At 71.8% G+C, this 15,433-nt stretch carries 20 protein-coding genes; 11 read left to right on the plus strand and 9 right to left on the minus strand.

The window, feature by feature from the left end:
- Positions 1-120 precede the first annotated feature (120 nt).
- Positions 121-444, plus strand: coding sequence for a hypothetical protein (locus P3X83_RS17480; protein WP_277306154.1), 324 nt, complete (start codon positions 121-123; stop codon positions 442-444).
- 56 nt (positions 445-500) lie between these two features.
- On the opposite strand, the gene rph is transcribed toward P3X83_RS17480, so the two are convergent.
- Positions 501-3,098: a rifamycin-inactivating phosphotransferase gene (gene rph / locus P3X83_RS17485; RefSeq protein WP_277306178.1), complete on the minus strand. Its 2,598-nt coding sequence runs from the start codon at positions 3,096-3,098 to the stop codon at positions 501-503.
- Positions 3,099-3,369: 271 nt separating this feature from the next.
- Here rph and P3X83_RS17490 point away from each other — a divergent pair, with 271 nt between their 5' ends.
- From P3X83_RS17490 to P3X83_RS17505, 4 genes are all read left to right on the plus strand, one after another.
- On the plus strand, positions 3,370-3,933 hold the full coding sequence (locus tag P3X83_RS17490) for a hypothetical protein (protein ID WP_277306155.1): 564 nt from the start codon (positions 3,370-3,372) through the stop codon (positions 3,931-3,933).
- Between the two features lie 38 nt (positions 3,934-3,971).
- On the plus strand, positions 3,972-4,535 hold the full coding sequence (locus P3X83_RS17495; RefSeq protein WP_277306156.1) for a hypothetical protein: 564 nt from the start codon (positions 3,972-3,974) through the stop codon (positions 4,533-4,535).
- Positions 4,536-4,634: 99 nt separating this feature from the next.
- On the plus strand, positions 4,635-5,003 hold the full coding sequence (locus tag P3X83_RS17500) for a nuclear transport factor 2 family protein (protein WP_277306157.1): 369 nt from the start codon (positions 4,635-4,637) through the stop codon (positions 5,001-5,003).
- A gap of 9 nt (positions 5,004-5,012) precedes the next feature.
- The gene (locus P3X83_RS17505; RefSeq protein ID WP_277306158.1) at positions 5,013-5,375 is read left to right on the plus strand and encodes a DUF1330 domain-containing protein; all 363 of its coding nucleotides are present in this window, start codon (positions 5,013-5,015) and stop codon (positions 5,373-5,375) included.
- Between the two features lie 7 nt (positions 5,376-5,382).
- Here the strand turns inward: P3X83_RS17505 and P3X83_RS17510 are convergent, their stop codons facing one another.
- From P3X83_RS17510 to P3X83_RS17525, 4 genes are all read right to left on the minus strand, one after another.
- The gene (locus P3X83_RS17510) at positions 5,383-5,727 is read right to left on the minus strand and encodes a cupin domain-containing protein (RefSeq protein WP_277306159.1); all 345 of its coding nucleotides are present in this window, start codon (positions 5,725-5,727) and stop codon (positions 5,383-5,385) included.
- 13 nt (positions 5,728-5,740) lie between these two features.
- Complete coding sequence (locus P3X83_RS17515) at positions 5,741-8,479, minus strand: LuxR family transcriptional regulator (protein WP_277306160.1); 2,739 nt, start codon at positions 8,477-8,479, stop codon at positions 5,741-5,743.
- A 44-nt stretch (positions 8,480-8,523) separates the two neighbouring features.
- Entirely contained in the window at positions 8,524-9,195 is a 672-nt protein-coding gene (locus tag P3X83_RS17520; RefSeq protein WP_277306161.1) for a CBS domain-containing protein, read from the minus strand.
- Positions 9,196-9,283: 88 nt separating this feature from the next.
- Complete coding sequence (locus tag P3X83_RS17525; protein ID WP_277306162.1) at positions 9,284-9,841, minus strand: hypothetical protein; 558 nt, start codon at positions 9,839-9,841, stop codon at positions 9,284-9,286.
- Positions 9,842-10,255: 414 nt separating this feature from the next.
- Between P3X83_RS17525 and P3X83_RS17530 the strand changes: the two genes are divergently transcribed.
- On the plus strand, positions 10,256-11,794 hold the full coding sequence (locus tag P3X83_RS17530) for a HAMP domain-containing sensor histidine kinase (protein WP_277306163.1): 1,539 nt from the start codon (positions 10,256-10,258) through the stop codon (positions 11,792-11,794).
- On the opposite strand, the gene P3X83_RS17535 is transcribed toward P3X83_RS17530, so the two are convergent.
- Both P3X83_RS17535 and P3X83_RS17540 read right to left on the minus strand, forming a co-directional pair.
- The gene (locus tag P3X83_RS17535; protein ID WP_277306164.1) at positions 11,734-11,928 is read right to left on the minus strand and encodes a PspC domain-containing protein; all 195 of its coding nucleotides are present in this window, start codon (positions 11,926-11,928) and stop codon (positions 11,734-11,736) included. The two genes, P3X83_RS17530 and P3X83_RS17535, sit on opposite strands and share 61 nt — an antisense overlap.
- Positions 11,929-12,009: 81 nt before the next feature.
- Entirely contained in the window at positions 12,010-12,273 is a 264-nt protein-coding gene (locus P3X83_RS17540) for a GlsB/YeaQ/YmgE family stress response membrane protein (RefSeq protein WP_277306165.1), read from the minus strand.
- Between the two features lie 111 nt (positions 12,274-12,384).
- On the opposite strand from P3X83_RS17540, the gene P3X83_RS17545 reads away from it, so the two are divergent.
- Complete coding sequence (locus P3X83_RS17545) at positions 12,385-12,534, plus strand: hypothetical protein (protein WP_277306166.1); 150 nt, start codon at positions 12,385-12,387, stop codon at positions 12,532-12,534.
- Positions 12,535-12,577: 43 nt separating this feature from the next.
- On the opposite strand, the gene P3X83_RS17550 is transcribed toward P3X83_RS17545, so the two are convergent.
- Positions 12,578-13,291 (minus strand): SDR family oxidoreductase, encoded by a 714-nt coding sequence (locus tag P3X83_RS17550; RefSeq protein WP_277306167.1) that lies wholly within the window; start codon positions 13,289-13,291, stop codon positions 12,578-12,580.
- Between the two features lie 60 nt (positions 13,292-13,351).
- On the opposite strand from P3X83_RS17550, the gene P3X83_RS17555 reads away from it, so the two are divergent.
- The 3 genes from P3X83_RS17555 to P3X83_RS17565 are packed head-to-tail and all read left to right on the plus strand — an operon-like array spanning position 13,352 to position 14,676.
- Positions 13,352-13,741 (plus strand): MerR family transcriptional regulator, encoded by a 390-nt coding sequence (locus P3X83_RS17555; protein ID WP_277306168.1) that lies wholly within the window; start codon positions 13,352-13,354, stop codon positions 13,739-13,741.
- Between the two features lie 42 nt (positions 13,742-13,783).
- Complete coding sequence (locus tag P3X83_RS17560) at positions 13,784-14,077, plus strand: antibiotic biosynthesis monooxygenase family protein (RefSeq protein ID WP_277306169.1); 294 nt, start codon at positions 13,784-13,786, stop codon at positions 14,075-14,077.
- Between the two features lie 38 nt (positions 14,078-14,115).
- Positions 14,116-14,676: a GNAT family N-acetyltransferase gene (locus P3X83_RS17565; RefSeq protein WP_277306170.1), complete on the plus strand. Its 561-nt coding sequence runs from the start codon at positions 14,116-14,118 to the stop codon at positions 14,674-14,676.
- On the opposite strand, the gene P3X83_RS17570 is transcribed toward P3X83_RS17565, so the two are convergent.
- Positions 14,677-15,033 carry a metalloregulator ArsR/SmtB family transcription factor gene (locus P3X83_RS17570; RefSeq protein WP_277306171.1) on the minus strand — a complete coding sequence of 119 codons (357 nt, stop codon included), beginning with the start codon at positions 15,031-15,033 and terminating at the stop codon, positions 14,677-14,679.
- A gap of 21 nt (positions 15,034-15,054) precedes the next feature.
- On the opposite strand from P3X83_RS17570, the gene P3X83_RS17575 reads away from it, so the two are divergent.
- Positions 15,055-15,213, plus strand: a complete 159-nt coding sequence (locus P3X83_RS17575; protein WP_277306172.1) for a hypothetical protein — start codon at positions 15,055-15,057, stop codon at positions 15,211-15,213.
- Positions 15,214-15,433: the final 220 nt, after the last annotated feature.

Consider the following 15,433-nt stretch of genomic DNA (forward strand, 5'->3'; position numbering starts at 1 on the left):
AGGAGAGCGCGCCTTTGATCATCGGGCGTCGGCGACCTTACGCTTTCAAAAGGAAACTTTCCTAATAGTGCACCTTCGGTGGATCGTCAACCGGCCCGCCGTCCTGTTGGAGGTCAGCAGATGCACCTGAGAAAGCACGCCGCCACCGCCTTCGCCGCCGCCCTGGTCGCCGCCGCCACGCTCTTCGGCACGGCCTCCTCCGCCAACGCCGCCGTGAGCTGCTCGGTCGGCACGGAGACCTGGGACTCCCGCACCGCCTGGGCGGTCTGCACCGAGGGCTACGCCACGTACGCCGTCCTCATCTACGTCACACATCCCAACCCGAACTCCGGCCTCGGCTCCTGGTACGAATCCGGCGGCTGCGTCTCACTCGGCCAGCGCTCCCAGTACCGCCCCTCGCACAGCATTCCCTTCGTCGTGGCCAGCGTCGTCCCGAACTGCTGACCGGCGCTTCCGTGGCCCGTCCCCGCCGGCGCCCCACCGGCGGGGACGGTGACGGTTCAATCGAGGATCTCGACGTACCCTTCGGTTCCGTGGACGCGGATCCGCTGGCCGTCCCGGATCAGGCGAGTGGCCCCTTCCACGCCCACGACGGCCGGGAGGCCGTACTCGCGGGCGATGACCGCGCCGTGGGTCATGAGGCCGCCCACCTCGGTCACCAGACCCGCGACGGTGACGAAGAGGGGCGTCCAGCTCGGGTCGGTGAAGGCGGTGACCAGGATGTCGCCCGCCGCGAGGTCGGCCCGGGCCATGTCGGTGACGACGCGGGCACGGCCCTCGGCGGTCCCGGCCGAGACCGGGAGGCCGGGCAGGGCGCCGGGCGGGGCGTCGTCGCGCCGGTAACCGCCGGTGACGGCCTCGCCGTCCGAGGTGAGGACCCGGGGCGGGGTGAGCGCCTCGTACGATCGGAACGCCTCCCGCCGCTCCCGGATGAGCGCGGCGTCCGCCTCGCCGGTGCGCACGACCTCCCGCAGTTCCTGGAACCGGAGGAAGAAGACGTCCTCCCTCTCCCCCAGGACGCCGGACTTCACCAGGCCGTCCGCCTCCCGCAGCAACGCCTGCTTGTAGGCGAGGTAGCGGGTGACCATGCCGTACTTGGGGAACTCCCGGTACCCGGCGAAGGCGCGGACGCGATCGATCATCCGCTTGGTCTCCTCGGCCCTGTGCTCCCCCTCCGGCAGGGCCCGCAACCGGGTCAGCAGGTCTCGTTCCTTCCGCTGCGCCTCCTTGCGGCCCTGCTCGAAGTGCCGCCGGCCCGCGCCCGGCTCGAAGTTCCTGACGTTGGCGAGGATGGTGGGGACGAGCGCGGCGGGCCGCTCGCTCCAGCGGGTGCGGGTGATGTCGATCTCGCCCGCGCAGCGCATGCCGTACTGGTCGAGGTAGCCCCTGATGGCGTCACTCGCCTCCCGGCCGCCGGGCAGCGCGGCCAGTTCGTCCAGGAAGCCGTCGCCCGTCCGGTCCTCGTCCGCGACGCGGTGCAGGAACGCCACGACGTCCGCGTGCGGCCGGATCGTGTCCGCGACGTCGAGGAGCGCCGGCCCCATCTCCGACGTGACGTTGTGCGGGACGGACTGGGTGAGCACGTCGGCGGCGTTCTTCTCGCCCAGCCACTCTTCGAGGTGGTCGTTGAGCCACCAGGACGCCTCCATCCCCGCCATGATCGCCTGGATGCTACGCGGCTCGAACAGGACGCGCTTCAGCTCCGCGAGGTCGGCCAGGATGAAGTCGAAGAGCGCCGTCCCGGACAGCGGCCGGATCTCGCGGCGCAGCGTGGCGACGGACTCCCGGGCGCGCCCGATCAGCTCGGTGACGATGGCCGGGTCGGTCTCGATCGGGGCGGGCGGATCGCCGGCGGGCGCGTCGCCGGGATCCTCGTCCGGCAGCGGGCTGATGAAGTCGCCGCGGTCGAGGACGGTCCGCAGCGCGTCCCCGATCAGCGGGTCCGACTTCCCCACCTGCTCCATGATGCGCGCGCGGCCCGAGGGCGTCGCCAGGACGGGGGCCACGTCGACGAACAGCCGCCCGCCCGCCTCGGGCATCGGCCGTGGGGTCGTCAACTGCCAGAAGGAGAGCCCGAGCGGCTTCATCGCGTCTGTCATCATCTGCTGGTGGCCGACCGAGATGTAGACGTGGTTGTCCTGGTCGTCGGCCTGGGGAATGGGGAACAGGGTGGTGATCGCCCGGCTCTGCACGATGTGGAAGTCGTCGCCGGTCAGGCACCACTCGATGTCCTGGGGACGGCCGAAGTGCGCCTCGATCCGCCGGCCCAGCCGCGCCAGGCGCACGACCTGCTCGTCCGTCAGCGCCGGTCGCGCCCGCCGCTCCGGCTCGACCGGCGTTTCCCGGACACCGCCTCCCGGCGACGCCTGGACGGACGTCTGCTTGGTGGCTATCGACGTGGTGACGACCCGGTCGTCGCGCACCGTGTAGACGTCCGCGGCGACCGTGCCGGCGACTAGCGCCTCGCCGAGCCCCCAGCCGGCCTCCACGGTGGCGACCTTCCGGTTCGAGGTCACCGGGTCCGCGGTGAACAGGACCCCGGCCGCGTCCGGGAACACCATCCGCTGCACGACCACGGCCATCCGCACCTTGCGGTGGTCGAAGCCGTTACGGCACCGGTAGGTCACCGCCCGCTCGGTGAACAGCGAGGCCCAGCACCGCCGGACGTGCCGGAGGATCTCCGCCTGGCCCACGATGTTCAAGTACGAGTCCTGCTGGCCCGCGAAGGACGCGGTCGGCAGGTCCTCGGCCGTGGCGCTGGAACGCACCGCGCAGGCGGTGCCCTCCCCGAGCCGGGCGAGCGATTCGCCGATCGCCGCCGCGAGGTCGCCGGGGATGGCGACGTCTTCCACGACGCCGCGGATCTCCGCGCTCAGCGCGCCGATCGCCACGCGGTCGTCCTGCCGCACGCCCGCCAGCCGGTCGAGCCGCGCGTCGATCGACGACGCGTCGGCCACGACCCGCTGGAAGGCGTCCGTCGTGACGCAGAAGCCGTCCGGCACGCGGACGCCGTCGATCCGCGAGAGCTCGCCGAGGTGCGCGCCCTTGCCGCCGGCCGCCGCGATGTTCGTCGAGTCGATTTGCTCGAAACCCAGCACGTACCTCAAGTCCGTTGCTCCATCGTTCGTCGGTTCTGCTCGCAACGGGCAAGTATGGAGCACATTTTTGCTTCTCATGAGGCTCGCGGATCTGCTATAAAGTAAAAATGGCGGGGAATGCCGCGCGCCGTGTGCGCCGTCGGCCCCCGCTTTTCTCATGTCCGGCTGCCATGTCCGGCTGCCTTCGCCGCAACCGAGGCACAAGTAGATCACCAGTCGGCCCTGTGAAGCTCCCCGGCGTAAACGAAACCACGTCGCAGGAGGCACAGGTATGAGGAAGAAGGCGTTGTCCACCGCGACAGCCGCCCTGGCCGCGCTGGCCGTCATGTCCGTGGCGGCCCCGGCGCCCGCGTCGGCCGCGACGATCACGGTCACGCGCGCCTACGCCGAGACGGTGCGGGAGTGGATCGACCCGTTCACCTGCCCGACGAACATGGTGCTCACCGGCCGCTCGCACTACGGCGACGAGAACGCCCCCACCACGTACTACTGCAGCTTCATCCTCATCGACGGCGAGCAGGCCCAGGTGCACCTCGGCGACTGGACCGCGCGCCAGAAGGAGAGCAGGTCCGACTTCAGCGCCCAGGACAACGAGGCGGTGGCCGGCCGGTGGCACGAGGGCGACGAGAACGGCTACACGAGGTACCGCACCGCCAAGATGTACTGGCGCGGCCAGCAGGTGCTGCTGGCCGGCGGGGACATCAGCGGCGCGATCCGGGAGAGCAACCACACCTGGCACGCGGGAGCGAACAAGGTCATGACCGGTCGTCAGCACAAGGGCGACGAGAACGGCTCCACCTGGTACCGGTTCGCCACCGTCACCCTCGGCGGCTGATCCGGCGCGCGCCGGCACTTCGAAAGGAACCGAGGACAATGAGAACGTACGGCAAGGCCCTCTCCGCCGCCGCCGCGGTCGCCGCCCTCTCGGCCGCGACCATGGCCACCCCCGCCTCCGCGGCGACCATCAGGGTAGAGCGCGTCTACTCCGAGACCGTGTGGGAATCCTACGGCACCCAGTTCACCTGCCCGCCGAACCAGGTGATCACCGGCCGCTCGCACTACGGCGACGAGAACGCCAAGACCACCTACCAGTGCAGCCGGATCATGATCGACGGCGTGCAGGTCGAGGTGCACTCCGGCGACTGGACCTCCCCGCAGCGGGAGAGCCGGGGCGACTTCAGCGCCCCCGAGAACCAGGTGATCACCGGCAGGTGGCACGACGACGACGAGAACGGCCCCACGAGGTACCGCACCGCCGCGATGTACTGGCAGGGCCGGCAGGTGGTGCTGGCCGGCGGCGAGGTCAGCCGTGAGTACAAGGAGAGCAGCCACAGCTGGCTCGCCCTGGACGGCAAGGTCATGACCGGCCGCGTCCACTACGGGGACGAGAACGGCAAGACCTGGTACCGGTACGCCACCGTGGCGTTCCAGGGCTGATCCCCCGCACGGAAAGTACCTAAGCGCGTCAGATTCCGCGCCGCGCCGATCTCCCTAGTTTGGTGGTCACAAGGAAGCACGACCACTGAGGAGACGGACATGAGCGGCACCGACGAACTGGTCCGGCGCTACCTCGCCACCTGGAACGAGACCGATCCGGCCGCGCGGCGGGCCGCCCTGGCGGAGGTCTTCGCCGAGGACGCGGTCTACACCGATCCGCTGGTGTCCGCCCGGGGCAGGGACGAACTCGACGCCACCATCGCGGCGGTGCAGGGGCAGTTCGGCGGGCTGGTCTTCACGCTCGGCGGGGCCGTGGACGCCCACCACGACATCGCCAGATTCACCTGGCACCTGGGGCCCGAGGGCGGCGAGCCGCTCGCCATCGGCTTCGACGTCGCGGTGATCGGCGCGGACGGGCGCATCGGCCAGATGCTCGGTTTCCTGGACAAGGTGCCGGCCGGAGCCTGAGGAGGAATCATGACCGCTTACGCCATGGCTCGGTTGCGGGACGCCGCCCCGCACGCGGACATCGCGGAGTACATCGAGCGCCTCTCCGCCACCTTCGAACCGTACGGCGGACGCTACCTCGTGCACGTCACACCGCACGAGGTAGTGGAGGGCGACTGGCCGGGGGGCGTGGTGATGCTCGGCTTCCCCGGCATCGCCGAGGCCCGCGCCTGGTGGCACTCCCCCGCGTACCAGGAGATCGCCCCGCTGCGCTCGCGGCACATCGAGAGCGACATCATCCTGGTCGAAGGGGTTCCCGAGAACTACGACCCGTCGCCCGCCGCCAGGGCGATACGGGAGGCGGCGGCGGGCGACGGCCGCGCGACGCCCTGAGGTGGGCTCACGGGGTGACGTCGTAGTTGAACCCGAAGGCACGCACACCGGTCTCGGTACGGGGCCGGTGGCTGGTCTTCGGCCCGAAGGCGACGTAGGCCCCAGGGCCGTGGGCGCGGTCGCCCTCGATGAGCTCGCCGCGCACGACGAAGTACGCCTCGCCGTAGGTCTCGTGGACGTCGAGGTCCGGCCACTCGGCCCCCGGTTCGAGGTCGATCACCCAGGTGCGGATGCCCGGCATGCCGGGGAGCGTCCGTACCTGGACACCGGGACCCAGCTCGGCGGGCGGAACCTCGTCGATGTCGTCCACGGCGAGTATCTGTCCAGGTAGGACCTGTTCCGGCAAGCTCATGCGGGCCACGGTCTCACAGCCCCAGCCGATCGGCGAAATTCTTGAGCTCGCCGCGCGAGACGACGCCGAGCTTGGGATACGCCTTGTAGAGGTGGTATCCCACCGTCCGGTGGCTGAGGAAGAGCTGTGCGGCGATGTCCCGGTTCGACAGGCCCTGCGCGGCCAGCCGGGCGATCTGGAGTTCCTGCGGGGTGAGACCGGCGGCCACTCCTTCGGCACGGCCGGCGGCCTGGTCCTGGGCTCCGGTCGCGGTGAGCTCGCCGCGCGCGCGGTCGGCCCAGGGCCGCATGCCGAGCCGGTCGAAGACCTCCAGGGCGTCGTTCAGCCACCCGCGCGCCTCGGCCTTGCGCCGGGCCCTGCGCAGCCACTCGCCGTAGAGCAGCGCGGTCCTGGCGTACTCCAGCGCGCGGCCGTCGCGGTCGTGCAGCCCGAGCGCCGCCGTGTAGCACGCCTCGGCCTCGTCGTCGGCGGCGAGCAGCGCGCGGCAGCGCAGCGCGAGCGCGTCGGCCCACGGCTGCCGCACCGACCCGGCCCACCGCTCGAAGCGCGCCAGCGGCCCGGCGGCGCGTTCCGGCGAGCCCATCCGTACGGCCGACTCCACCAGGTCGGGCGTGGAACGGGTGGCGCAGATGTGATGGCGCATCGGCTCGCGGGTCAGGCGCTCGAAGCGGGCGAGCGCCGCCTCGGCTCGGCCGAGCCCGAGGTCGAGCAGCCCGAGCGACCAGTGCGCCCACGGCGCGCCCGCTGAGACGGCTCCGGCCGCCGCGCCCGCCAGGCCCTCCTCGGCGTTGCCCCGGCAGGCCGCCTCGTCGCCCTTGGCCGCGTCCAGGTAGGCGAGCACGCTGCTGAACTGGCTGACCCACTGCCCCTGGCCGGTGTCGCGGGCCAGGCTCAGGCCCTCGGTCGCCGTGGCGAGCGCGTCCAGGTGCCGCCCGGTGAAGATCTCGCCTTCGGCCACGAAGAACAGCGCCGTCGGCAGCCGCCCCGCGCCGCCCCGGGCGCGGTGCCCGGCGGCTAGTTCGGTCGCCAGCTCGTAGGCGTCGGCGTCCTGTCCCAGCGCGAGTGCCGCGCCGCTGAGGATCATCGACGCCTGGTCGGGGATCGGGCCGCGCCGCCGTACCTCGGCGAGGGCGTCGCCCAGCGGCCGTGGCCGTTCGGTACGGGCCCGGTCGAGGTGGGCGAGGTAGGCGGCCACCGGGGCGAGCGGATCCGCGTCGTCCAGCGGCAGTTCGGCCAGCCGGTCCACCGTCGCCGCGACCTGCCGTTCCCCCAGGTACCAGGAGGTGTGCACGGCCTGGATAAGCAGCAGCGCGGCCTGGCCGGGGTCGGATTCGCGGACCAGCGCGGCGCCGTCCAGCAGCGCCCGGTGGGCGGCGGGGTAGGCACCCTGCCAGAAGTCCGCGAGCGCCCGGACCTGGGCGATCCGCGCCCGCACGGCCGGGGACTCGTCCGGCCGCCGGGCCGCGCGGGCCCCGAACGCCCGGGCGCGCTCCAGGTCACCGGCCTCCAGCGCGGCCTCCGCCGTCAGCGCCTCGCGGCGGGCCCGCGCGGCGGGCTCGGCGCTCAGCCGGGCGGCCCGCTCGTAGGCCACCGCGGCGGCCTCGTGACCGCTGCGTTCGCGGGCCCGGACGGCGGTGCGTTCCAGCGCGGCGGCGGCCTCCTCGTCGGGTCCGGTGGCGGCGGCGGCCAGGTGCCAGGCCCGGCGGTCGGCGTGCTCGGGCGAGCCGAGGACGGCGGCGAGCGCCCGGTGGACGGCGAGGCGCTCCCCGAGCGGCGCCCGCTGGTAGACGGCGGCGCGGATCAGCGGATGCCGGAAGCGGATCGTGGTGCCGTCGGCGTCGCCGCGCCGTACCAGATCGGCACGCTCGGCCGGGGACAGGTCCTCGACGCCCGCCCCCAGCGCGGCGGCGGCAGGCAGGATCACGGCGAGTTCGCCGGTCTCGTCGGCCGCCGCCACCAGGAGCAGGCTCTGGCATGCCGCCGGCATCCGGCTGACCTGGCCGTGGAAGGCCAATCGCAGGCGGCTGGTGAGCGGGAGCACCCCCGGCGAGAACGCGCCGCCGCCCTCGGCGGCCAGGGCGACCGGCAGTTCCAGCAGGGCCAGCGGGTTGCCGCCCGCCTCGGCGAGCAGGCGGAGCCGTACGGCGGGCGCGAGCGCGTGCCGGTCGAGCAGGGCCGCCGCCGCCTCCGGGGCCAGCCCGGACAGGCGCAGCTCGGGCAGGCCAGGGGCGGGGAAGGCGCCCTCGCCGTCCCGGGCGGCGAAGATCATGACCACGCCCTCGGCGTGCAGGCGCCGGGCGGCGAACAGCAGCGCGTCCCGGGAGGCCCGGTCGAGCCACTGCGCGTCGTCCACGAGGCAGAGCAGCCCGGTCTCCTCCGCGTGCTCCGCCAGCAGGGAGAGCACGGCCAGGCCCACCAGCATCGGCTCGGCGCCGACGGCGGGGCCGAGCCCGAACGCCGCCTCCAGGGCCTCGCGTTGCGGGGCGGGTAGCGCGGGAAGGGATCCGAGCGCGGGGCGCAGCAGCAATTGGAGCCCCGAGAACGGCAGCTTCGCCTCGAACTCGACCCCCGTGCCACGCAGCAGCCGCATGTCCGAAGCCGCCCAGGCGGCGTGGTCGAGGAGCGCCGTCTTGCCGATGCCCGGCTCGCCGCGCAGCACCAGCGCCGAGCTGGTCCCCTCCCGGGCTTCCGCCAGCCGACCGGTGATCGCGTCCGCCTCGGGCTTCCTTCCGTACAGCTCCCCCGCGCCCATGACCTCATCCTGGCATTCGTCCGGGCGTGTCCGGTGCGAGGTGGTCAGTGGAGCGGCGGTACGACGACGTCCTCCTGGCCGTATGACAGATCGGACTCGACCTCCTGGCCGTATGACAGATCGGACTCGACGGCGACGACCCCCTCCACCCTGGCCACGGCCCGCCGCAGGCGGACCTCGCGGGCGCGGTCGGCGACGCATCCCGTCATGTGGACCGTCCCGCCGTCCAGTTCGGCGGTCACCGTCATGGCGTCCGCGCCCGCCACGTTCCGCACGACCGCGTCGATCTCCGCCCGCAGTTCGTCCTCCGGACGGCCGGACACCCGCAGCAGGTCCCTGCGGTGCAGGGTGCCGACGATGCGGCCGGTCACGGGGTCGATCACCGGGAGCTGCCGGACGCGGTGGCGGTGCATCGCCCGCGCGGCGTCTCCGGCGGGGGTGTCCGGGGTGACGGTGATCGCCGGAGTCGTCATCAGGTCGGCCGCGATCGCCGCTTCGGCCGTGGACCGCTCGCGCCGCCCGGCCCGCGGCTCCGGGCTCTCCTTCAGCGCCAGGTCGTCCTGGGAGACCACGCCGATCGGACGCCGGTCCACATCGACGACGGCGACCGTGTCCACCGCGAACCTCCGCATGGTGTCCACGATGGTGGCGAACGCCGCGTCCTGCCGGACCGCGATGGCCACCCGGCCCATCACGTCGCTCACCTTGATCGGCATGTCACGCCTCCTTGCCGCGCTGAGACACGTAGCTGAGATATGTAGAAGACGCCCATCCCGGGTGGGATGGGCGTCGCGATCCGTCCGGCTACTTCAGGAAGGGCACCGCCCTGACCACCGCGGTCCGCCCCCACCAACGACCCAGGCCCAAAGTGTCGCCCGCGTCGGCCACCGCCAGACCGGCCAGCAGGACGACGTAGATGACATGATCGTCGATGAACGGGTTGGTCTCCAGCGGAAACTGCGCCGCCCACATCAGGAGCATCATCAGCCCCCCCGCCACCGCCGCCACCCGAAGACCCGCCCCCACCATCAACGCGACACCGACCCCCAGCAGACCCAGCATGAACAACCAGTCCACCCAGACCTGACCCGCCAGAGCCCCGAACACCCCGCCGAGCGCGTTCTCCCCCGCGCCCTTCAGAAACCCCGTGGTCGGGCTGCCCCCGTTCACCCACGCCCTGGCCGCCGGAGTGGCGAACCCCAGACCGAACAGCTTGTCGACGAACGCCCACAAGAAGACCCAGCCGAGCGCGATCCGGGCGATCGCCCAGACGACGCCCGCCGCACGGCCGGTGGCGGCGGTCGCCGCGGCGGCAGGGACGGCGTCGGCGACCGGGATCCTGGGGAGGTGGGTGGCGGCCATGACGGGCCCCTTTCCGGGTGGTGTGATCCTGCTGCGTTCTCGTCGTTTCTCCGTTGCACCTCTATGACACCGTTTCCGGTGCCGGATCGGCAGGGCTGTACGGCATGCCGCACGGGTCCCGAAGTCCCATCCGATAAGGGACCTTCGACCCCACCGGCGCCGGCCTTCCGGCGCGGCGGTCCCCGAGGACCCGGTTGCCTCGGGCGCCGAAGCGTCCCATTTGTCCGGCAGTGCAGCCCCCGGAAATTTGAGGTGACCCCCGCCGCGCGTTTGACGCGCTAGACGCAACGTGTGCCGGGTCCTGAAGGTTTGCCGTGCTTTGGGCTCTGCGGGGTGATCACGCGGGTACCACCCCGAAATCGATCGGGAGGTCCTCGCGTGTGGCGACGGTTGACGATTCGGATGAGGTACACGGTGATCGTGAGCATCGCCGCCGCCGTGTGCTCCTTCGTCGTCTCCGCCCTGACCGCGACCCTGATCCACGATCACGAGGTGTCGAACATCCGCGATGAGCAGGCCAGGTCGGTGCGCAGGTCGGGCTTCGTGCTCAGCAAGGGGTTCAAGCCGCCGCGGCCGCTCGGCCTGGAGGCGTACCCGCAGCAGATCGTGGACGACTCCGGCAAGGTCGTCACCGCGACTCCCGGCGAGCTGAACCGGGGCCCGATCACCCAGTGGCGTCCGTCCGGCATCGACGAGATGGCCGAGATCGAGATCTGCGACTCCCCGGAGTACCCGGGCGAATGCCTGCTCGTGACCGCGCTGAGCGTGCGGCAGCCGGACGGCCGCGGGCTGACCCTCTACTCGTACGCCAAGGCGCCCCCTCCGTGGGTGAGCGACCGGTTCGCCCTGCTCGCCGGGCTGATCTCGCTCGGCCTGGTCGCGACCGTCGGGCTCCTCACCTGGCTCGGCGTACGCCGCACGCTGCTCCCCGTCGAGGCGATCCGGCGTGAGATGGCCGAGATCACCTCGCACGACCTGGCCCGCAGGGTGCCCGAGCAGCCGCGCGACGATGAGATCAGCAACCTGGCCCGCACGGTCAACGCCACCCTCAACCGGCTCGAAGAGCTGGTGACGCAGCAGCGCAGGCTCGCCTCCGACGCCTCGCACGACCTTCGCTCGCCGCTGACGGGCATGCGGACCGAGCTGGAGATGGGCCTGATCTCATCGGAGGAGACCGACTGGCCGGACACCGCCCGCCGGGTGCTCGCCGGGATCGAACGCCTTCAGGAGATCGTCGGGGACCTGCTGCTGCTGGCCAAGATGGACTCGGGCCGGCGCGGCGACCTCAAGCCGCTCGACCTCAGCGCGCTGGCCAGGAGCGAGATCGACCGCGTGCAGCGCCGCTTCCCGCCGCAGGCCGCCCTGGAGCCAGGGGTCCGGGTGATGGGCGACCGGCTGCGCCTCGCGCGCTTGCTGTCCAACCTGCTCGACAACGCCGAACGGCACGCCCGCTCGGCCGTCTGGGTGCTCCTGCGCGCGGACCCCGACCTGCGCCAGGTGTTCATGGAGGTGCGCGACGACGGCGGGGGCATCCCTGAGGACAAGCGCGAGGAGGTGTTCCGGCGCTTCACCCGGCTCGACTCCAGCCGCAGCAGGGACGCGGGCGGCTCGGGGCTCGGGCTCGCGATCGCCCGCGAGATCGCCGAGACGCACGGCGGCACCCTCGTCGCGGCGGACACCGAGGTCGGCGCCCGCCTGCTGCTGTGCCTGCCGCTGCTGTCCGTCGAGGATCCCGGTACGTCGGACTTCTCCGACACGGGACCAGAAAGCGGCGGCCCCGACCCTTCGGCCCCCTCAGGCACGGCAATGGCCGCACGCCTGGGGCAGCCGTCCGGTACGGGGCAGCCGTCCACGACGCCGGGCCCGGACGCGCAGCGCGCCCTGGCCCTGCCTCAGTTCGTCGGGTACTTCTCCGATGGCTCCTCCGGGATGAGGATCCACATGGCGACGTAGACCACCCACAACGGCCCGGGGATGAGCGACAGGAGCAACCACACGATTCTCACGAGAGTGGGTGGCAGGCCCAGCTTGTCGGCGATTCCCCCGCAGACGCCGGCCACGATCCGGTGCTCCCGTGAGCGGTACATGGTGTCTCCCTGTGGGCGGCGGTCCGCCTTACATCGGCTCCTGACATTCTAGTCAGCCAATGGTCCGGACCGCCGCCGGTGTCAGCGTCTGCCGTACACCCCTGCGGTCACCGAGACGCCGAGTGCCGCCAGGGCGACCTGGATGCCGAGTTCGATCCAGTCGACCCCCGCCGTGTCCGCCACCCCCAGGGCCGCCGCGATTCCCGTCCCGATCAGCGCCGCGACGACGCCGATCACGATCGTCAGCCAGATCGGGATGCGTTGCCGTCCGGGCAGGACGAGCCGCCCGAGCGCGCCGATGACGATGCCGATGAGCAGGGCGGAGATGATGCCGGTGATTTCCACGCTGCGACTCCCTTGGAGCGATGGCTCGTTTTCACTTCCACCAACGAACATCGGCCGATTACAGGTTCCGTGCTATGCCCGCCGGGGTCATGTCGATGTTCGAGCCGGTCGGTGGATCTAGACGAAGAACGGCCCGTCGGGTTCTTCGGCGACGTCGCCGGGACGCAGGACGAAGGTGCGCACACCGCCGATCTCCGTCTCGCCGCCCCCTGGCGGGATCTGTGGTTCTACGCCAACCCCATCTGGGTCCTGCCGATCTGACCCTTGTAGTCGAAGGGACACCGCCGAAACGGAGAGGCGGCCGTCACGCCAGGGAGGCCAAGGCGGCCGCCGCCTCCCGGTAGATGACACTCGGATCCTCCGACAGCCACGCCTTCACCTGACGGCTCCAGGCATCGGCCAGCACCTCGGTCCGGTCCGCCGCGATGCCGTCCAGCGCCGCCGCGACGATCACCTCGGGGGCGGTCTTGTCACCGTCGTACCAGGCCATCATGTCGGTGTCGGCCGCCCCCAGGTGCAGGCCCGTCACCAGGGTGCGCCGGTGGGCCAGCTCCAGGCGGACGTGGTTGGTGAGCGCCCATTCCGCGGCCTTGGCCGCGTGGTAGGCGCCCGCGCCCTCGACGGCGAGCCACGAGACCGCCGACAGGACGTTGAGGATCGCGCCGTCCGCCAGTTGGGGTGCGAACGCGCGGATCACGTTGAGCGTCCCGAAGAAGTGGGTGTCCAGCTCGCGGCGGATCTCGCCCAGGTCCCCGGTGACCAGGTCCGTCCCGGTGGAGATGCCCGCGTTGTTGATCACGATCTTGACGTCGGGGGCCGCCGCCACGGCCGCGGCGATCGACGCCGGATCGGTGATGTCCAGGCGCAGCGGGAGGACCCCCGGCACGTCGATGAGCTCGGGACGGCGGGCCGTGGCGTACACCCTGCCAGCGCCACGGTCGAGCAGGGAAAGCGCGAACTGCCGGCCCAGGCCGCGGTTGGCCCCGGTGACCAGCACATGTGCTCCGTTGATCTCCATACCGGATACGCTAAAATCTGACGTTGACGTCAGAGGCAAGTCACTGTGACGGAGGTCACGATGCGGATCGGCGAGCTGGCGGCGCGGGCGGAGGTCAGTGTCCGGGCCCTGCGCTACTACGAGGAACAGGGCCTGCTGAAGGCGAACCGGAGCGGCTCCGGGCAGCGCCACTACCCCGAGTCGGCGGCCGACCGGGTCCAGTTGATCCAGATGCTCTACGCGGCCGGCCTGTCCAGCCGCACCATCGCCGAACTGCTGCCCTGCGTCGACGCCAAGGTCAGCACCCCGGAGTCACGCGCCCGGCTGGCCGCCGAGCGCGACCGCATCGACGCCCAGATCGCCGCGCTGACCCGGACCCGCGACCGCCTCGACGCGGTCATCGCCTTCTCCGGCACCCCCGAGAGCGGCTGCGCCTGGGTCACCGATGAGTTTCCGGCCGCCGATCGGTAACAACTTCGACGGCTGAACCTCAGCTCGGGAGTGGAGAACATCATGAGAGTGATCGTCGCCGGAAGTGTGCACGTCGATCCGGAGGACAGAGAGCGGTTCGTCGAGGCGCACCGCATCATCGTGGAGCGGGCCCGCGCGTACCCGGGGTGCATCGACGTGGCGATCTCGCCCGACCCGACCGACGCGGGCCGGGTCAACATCTTCGAGTACTTCGAGTCCGAGGAGACGCTGAACGCCTGGCGGGCCATCGCGCCGCCCCCGTCGGCCTCGATCGCGTTCAAGGACGACCAGGTCTTCAAGCACGCGATATCCCGCACCGGTCCCCCGTTCGACTAGATCGCCCCTCGTCACGCGGGTGACCGAAAGGAACCGTCATGGCCGATACGACCCACGGCGACCACGGCGACCACGGCGAGCGAGCCTCCCCGGCGGCCGGCGTGCGGATCCGGCCGATGCGCGACGCCGACGCCGACGAGGTGCTCGCCGTCTACCAGGCCGGGCTGGACACCGGTCAGGCGAGCTTCGAGACCATCGCCCCCAACTGGGAGGGTTTCGATGGCACGCGGCTGCCGCATCCGCGGCTGGTGGCCGCCGACGCCGGCACCGATCAGGTCCTCGGCTGGATCGCCGCCTCGGCGGTCTCGGCCCGGGCCGTCTACGCCGGGGTGGTCGAGCACAGCGTCTACGTGGACCCGGGCCTGCGGGCGCGGGGCGTCGGCCGGGCGCTGCTGGCGGCGTTCATCACGGCGTGTGAGGAGGCCGGGATCTGGACCATCCAGTCGGCGATCTTCCCCGAGAACTCCGCCAGCCTGGCCCTGCATCGCGCGCTGGGCTTCCGGGTGGTGGGCACGCGCGAGCGGATCGGCCGCCATCACGGCGTCTGGCGTGACGTCGTCCTCATCGAGCGCCGCAGCCCGGTGACCGGAACTACCTGATCACGGGGTGAAGAGGGCGCCGAGCCTGTGCACCGTCTCGGGGACGAGGCGGTAGTAGACCCAGGTGCCACGGCGTTCGCCGTCGATCAGCCCGGCCTGGCGCAGGATCTTCAGGTGGTGGGAGATCGTGGGCGCGGTGAGGTCGAAGGCGCCGGTCAGATCGCAGACGCAGGTCTCGCCGCCCGCGGTGGAGCCGATCATCGACAGCAGGCGCAGCCGTACCGGGTCGGCGACCGCCTTCAGCAGGGCGGCCAGCTCGGCCGCCTCGGTCTCGTCCAGCGGGCGGCGGATGATCGGCGGGCAGCACTCGATCGTGACGGTTTCCACGGCCCCGCCTCCTCGCACTTCGACGCCCATCGAAATCATACGCGGTGGTAGGTGACCAGGGACACGGCGGCGATCGTGCAGGTGGTGGCCACCACCGCCCGTCACCCAGGTGTATCCGGCGGCCTGGGCCGGGGCGACCGCGCCCAGCGAGGCCACCACGAAGTCCAGCCGGGCCAGGCGACCCGTTCGAGTGTCAGGCCGTCGCGGTGAGGGGCACGCGAGGTAACTCGATCGCATGCGCGCGACCATGGCGCGTTGACTCGCGCAAACACCTCAGCCATTATTGCCTCAATGGACATTGAGGGAAACGGGCTGCCGGAGCGGGTCGCCCTGCACCAGGCGCTCGCCGACCGGGCCAGGCTGGCGATCGTGGACGCCCTGGCCGTCGGCGACCTGTCGCCTGGAGAGCTGGGCGACGCCCTGGACCTGC

Source organism: Spongiactinospora sp. TRM90649 (assembly GCF_029382225.1).
In the GTDB taxonomy this organism is placed as follows: domain Bacteria; phylum Actinomycetota; class Actinomycetes; order Streptosporangiales; family Streptosporangiaceae; genus Spongiactinospora.

Coding starts and splice junctions, on each gene's coding strand:
- P3X83_RS17480 (WP_277306154.1), top strand. CDS start 121: ATGCACCTGAGAAAGCACGCCGCCACCGCCTTCGCCGCCGCCCTGGTC.
- P3X83_RS17490 (WP_277306155.1), top strand. CDS start 3,370: ATGAGGAAGAAGGCGTTGTCCACCGCGACAGCCGCCCTGGCCGCGCTG.
- P3X83_RS17495 (WP_277306156.1), top strand. CDS start 3,972: ATGAGAACGTACGGCAAGGCCCTCTCCGCCGCCGCCGCGGTCGCCGCC.
- P3X83_RS17500 (WP_277306157.1), top strand. CDS start 4,635: ATGAGCGGCACCGACGAACTGGTCCGGCGCTACCTCGCCACCTGGAAC.
- P3X83_RS17505 (WP_277306158.1), top strand. CDS start 5,013: ATGACCGCTTACGCCATGGCTCGGTTGCGGGACGCCGCCCCGCACGCG.
- P3X83_RS17510 (WP_277306159.1), bottom strand. CDS start 5,727: ATGAGCTTGCCGGAACAGGTCCTACCTGGACAGATACTCGCCGTGGAC.
- P3X83_RS17515 (WP_277306160.1), bottom strand. CDS start 8,479: ATGGGCGCGGGGGAGCTGTACGGAAGGAAGCCCGAGGCGGACGCGATC.
- P3X83_RS17520 (WP_277306161.1), bottom strand. CDS start 9,195: ATGCCGATCAAGGTGAGCGACGTGATGGGCCGGGTGGCCATCGCGGTC.
- P3X83_RS17525 (WP_277306162.1), bottom strand. CDS start 9,841: ATGGCCGCCACCCACCTCCCCAGGATCCCGGTCGCCGACGCCGTCCCT.
- P3X83_RS17535 (WP_277306164.1), bottom strand. CDS start 11,928: ATGTACCGCTCACGGGAGCACCGGATCGTGGCCGGCGTCTGCGGGGGA.
- P3X83_RS17550 (WP_277306167.1), bottom strand. CDS start 13,291: ATGGAGATCAACGGAGCACATGTGCTGGTCACCGGGGCCAACCGCGGC.
- P3X83_RS17555 (WP_277306168.1), top strand. CDS start 13,352: ATGCGGATCGGCGAGCTGGCGGCGCGGGCGGAGGTCAGTGTCCGGGCC.
- P3X83_RS17560 (WP_277306169.1), top strand. CDS start 13,784: ATGAGAGTGATCGTCGCCGGAAGTGTGCACGTCGATCCGGAGGACAGA.
- P3X83_RS17565 (WP_277306170.1), top strand. CDS start 14,116: ATGGCCGATACGACCCACGGCGACCACGGCGACCACGGCGAGCGAGCC.
- P3X83_RS17570 (WP_277306171.1), bottom strand. CDS start 15,033: ATGGGCGTCGAAGTGCGAGGAGGCGGGGCCGTGGAAACCGTCACGATC.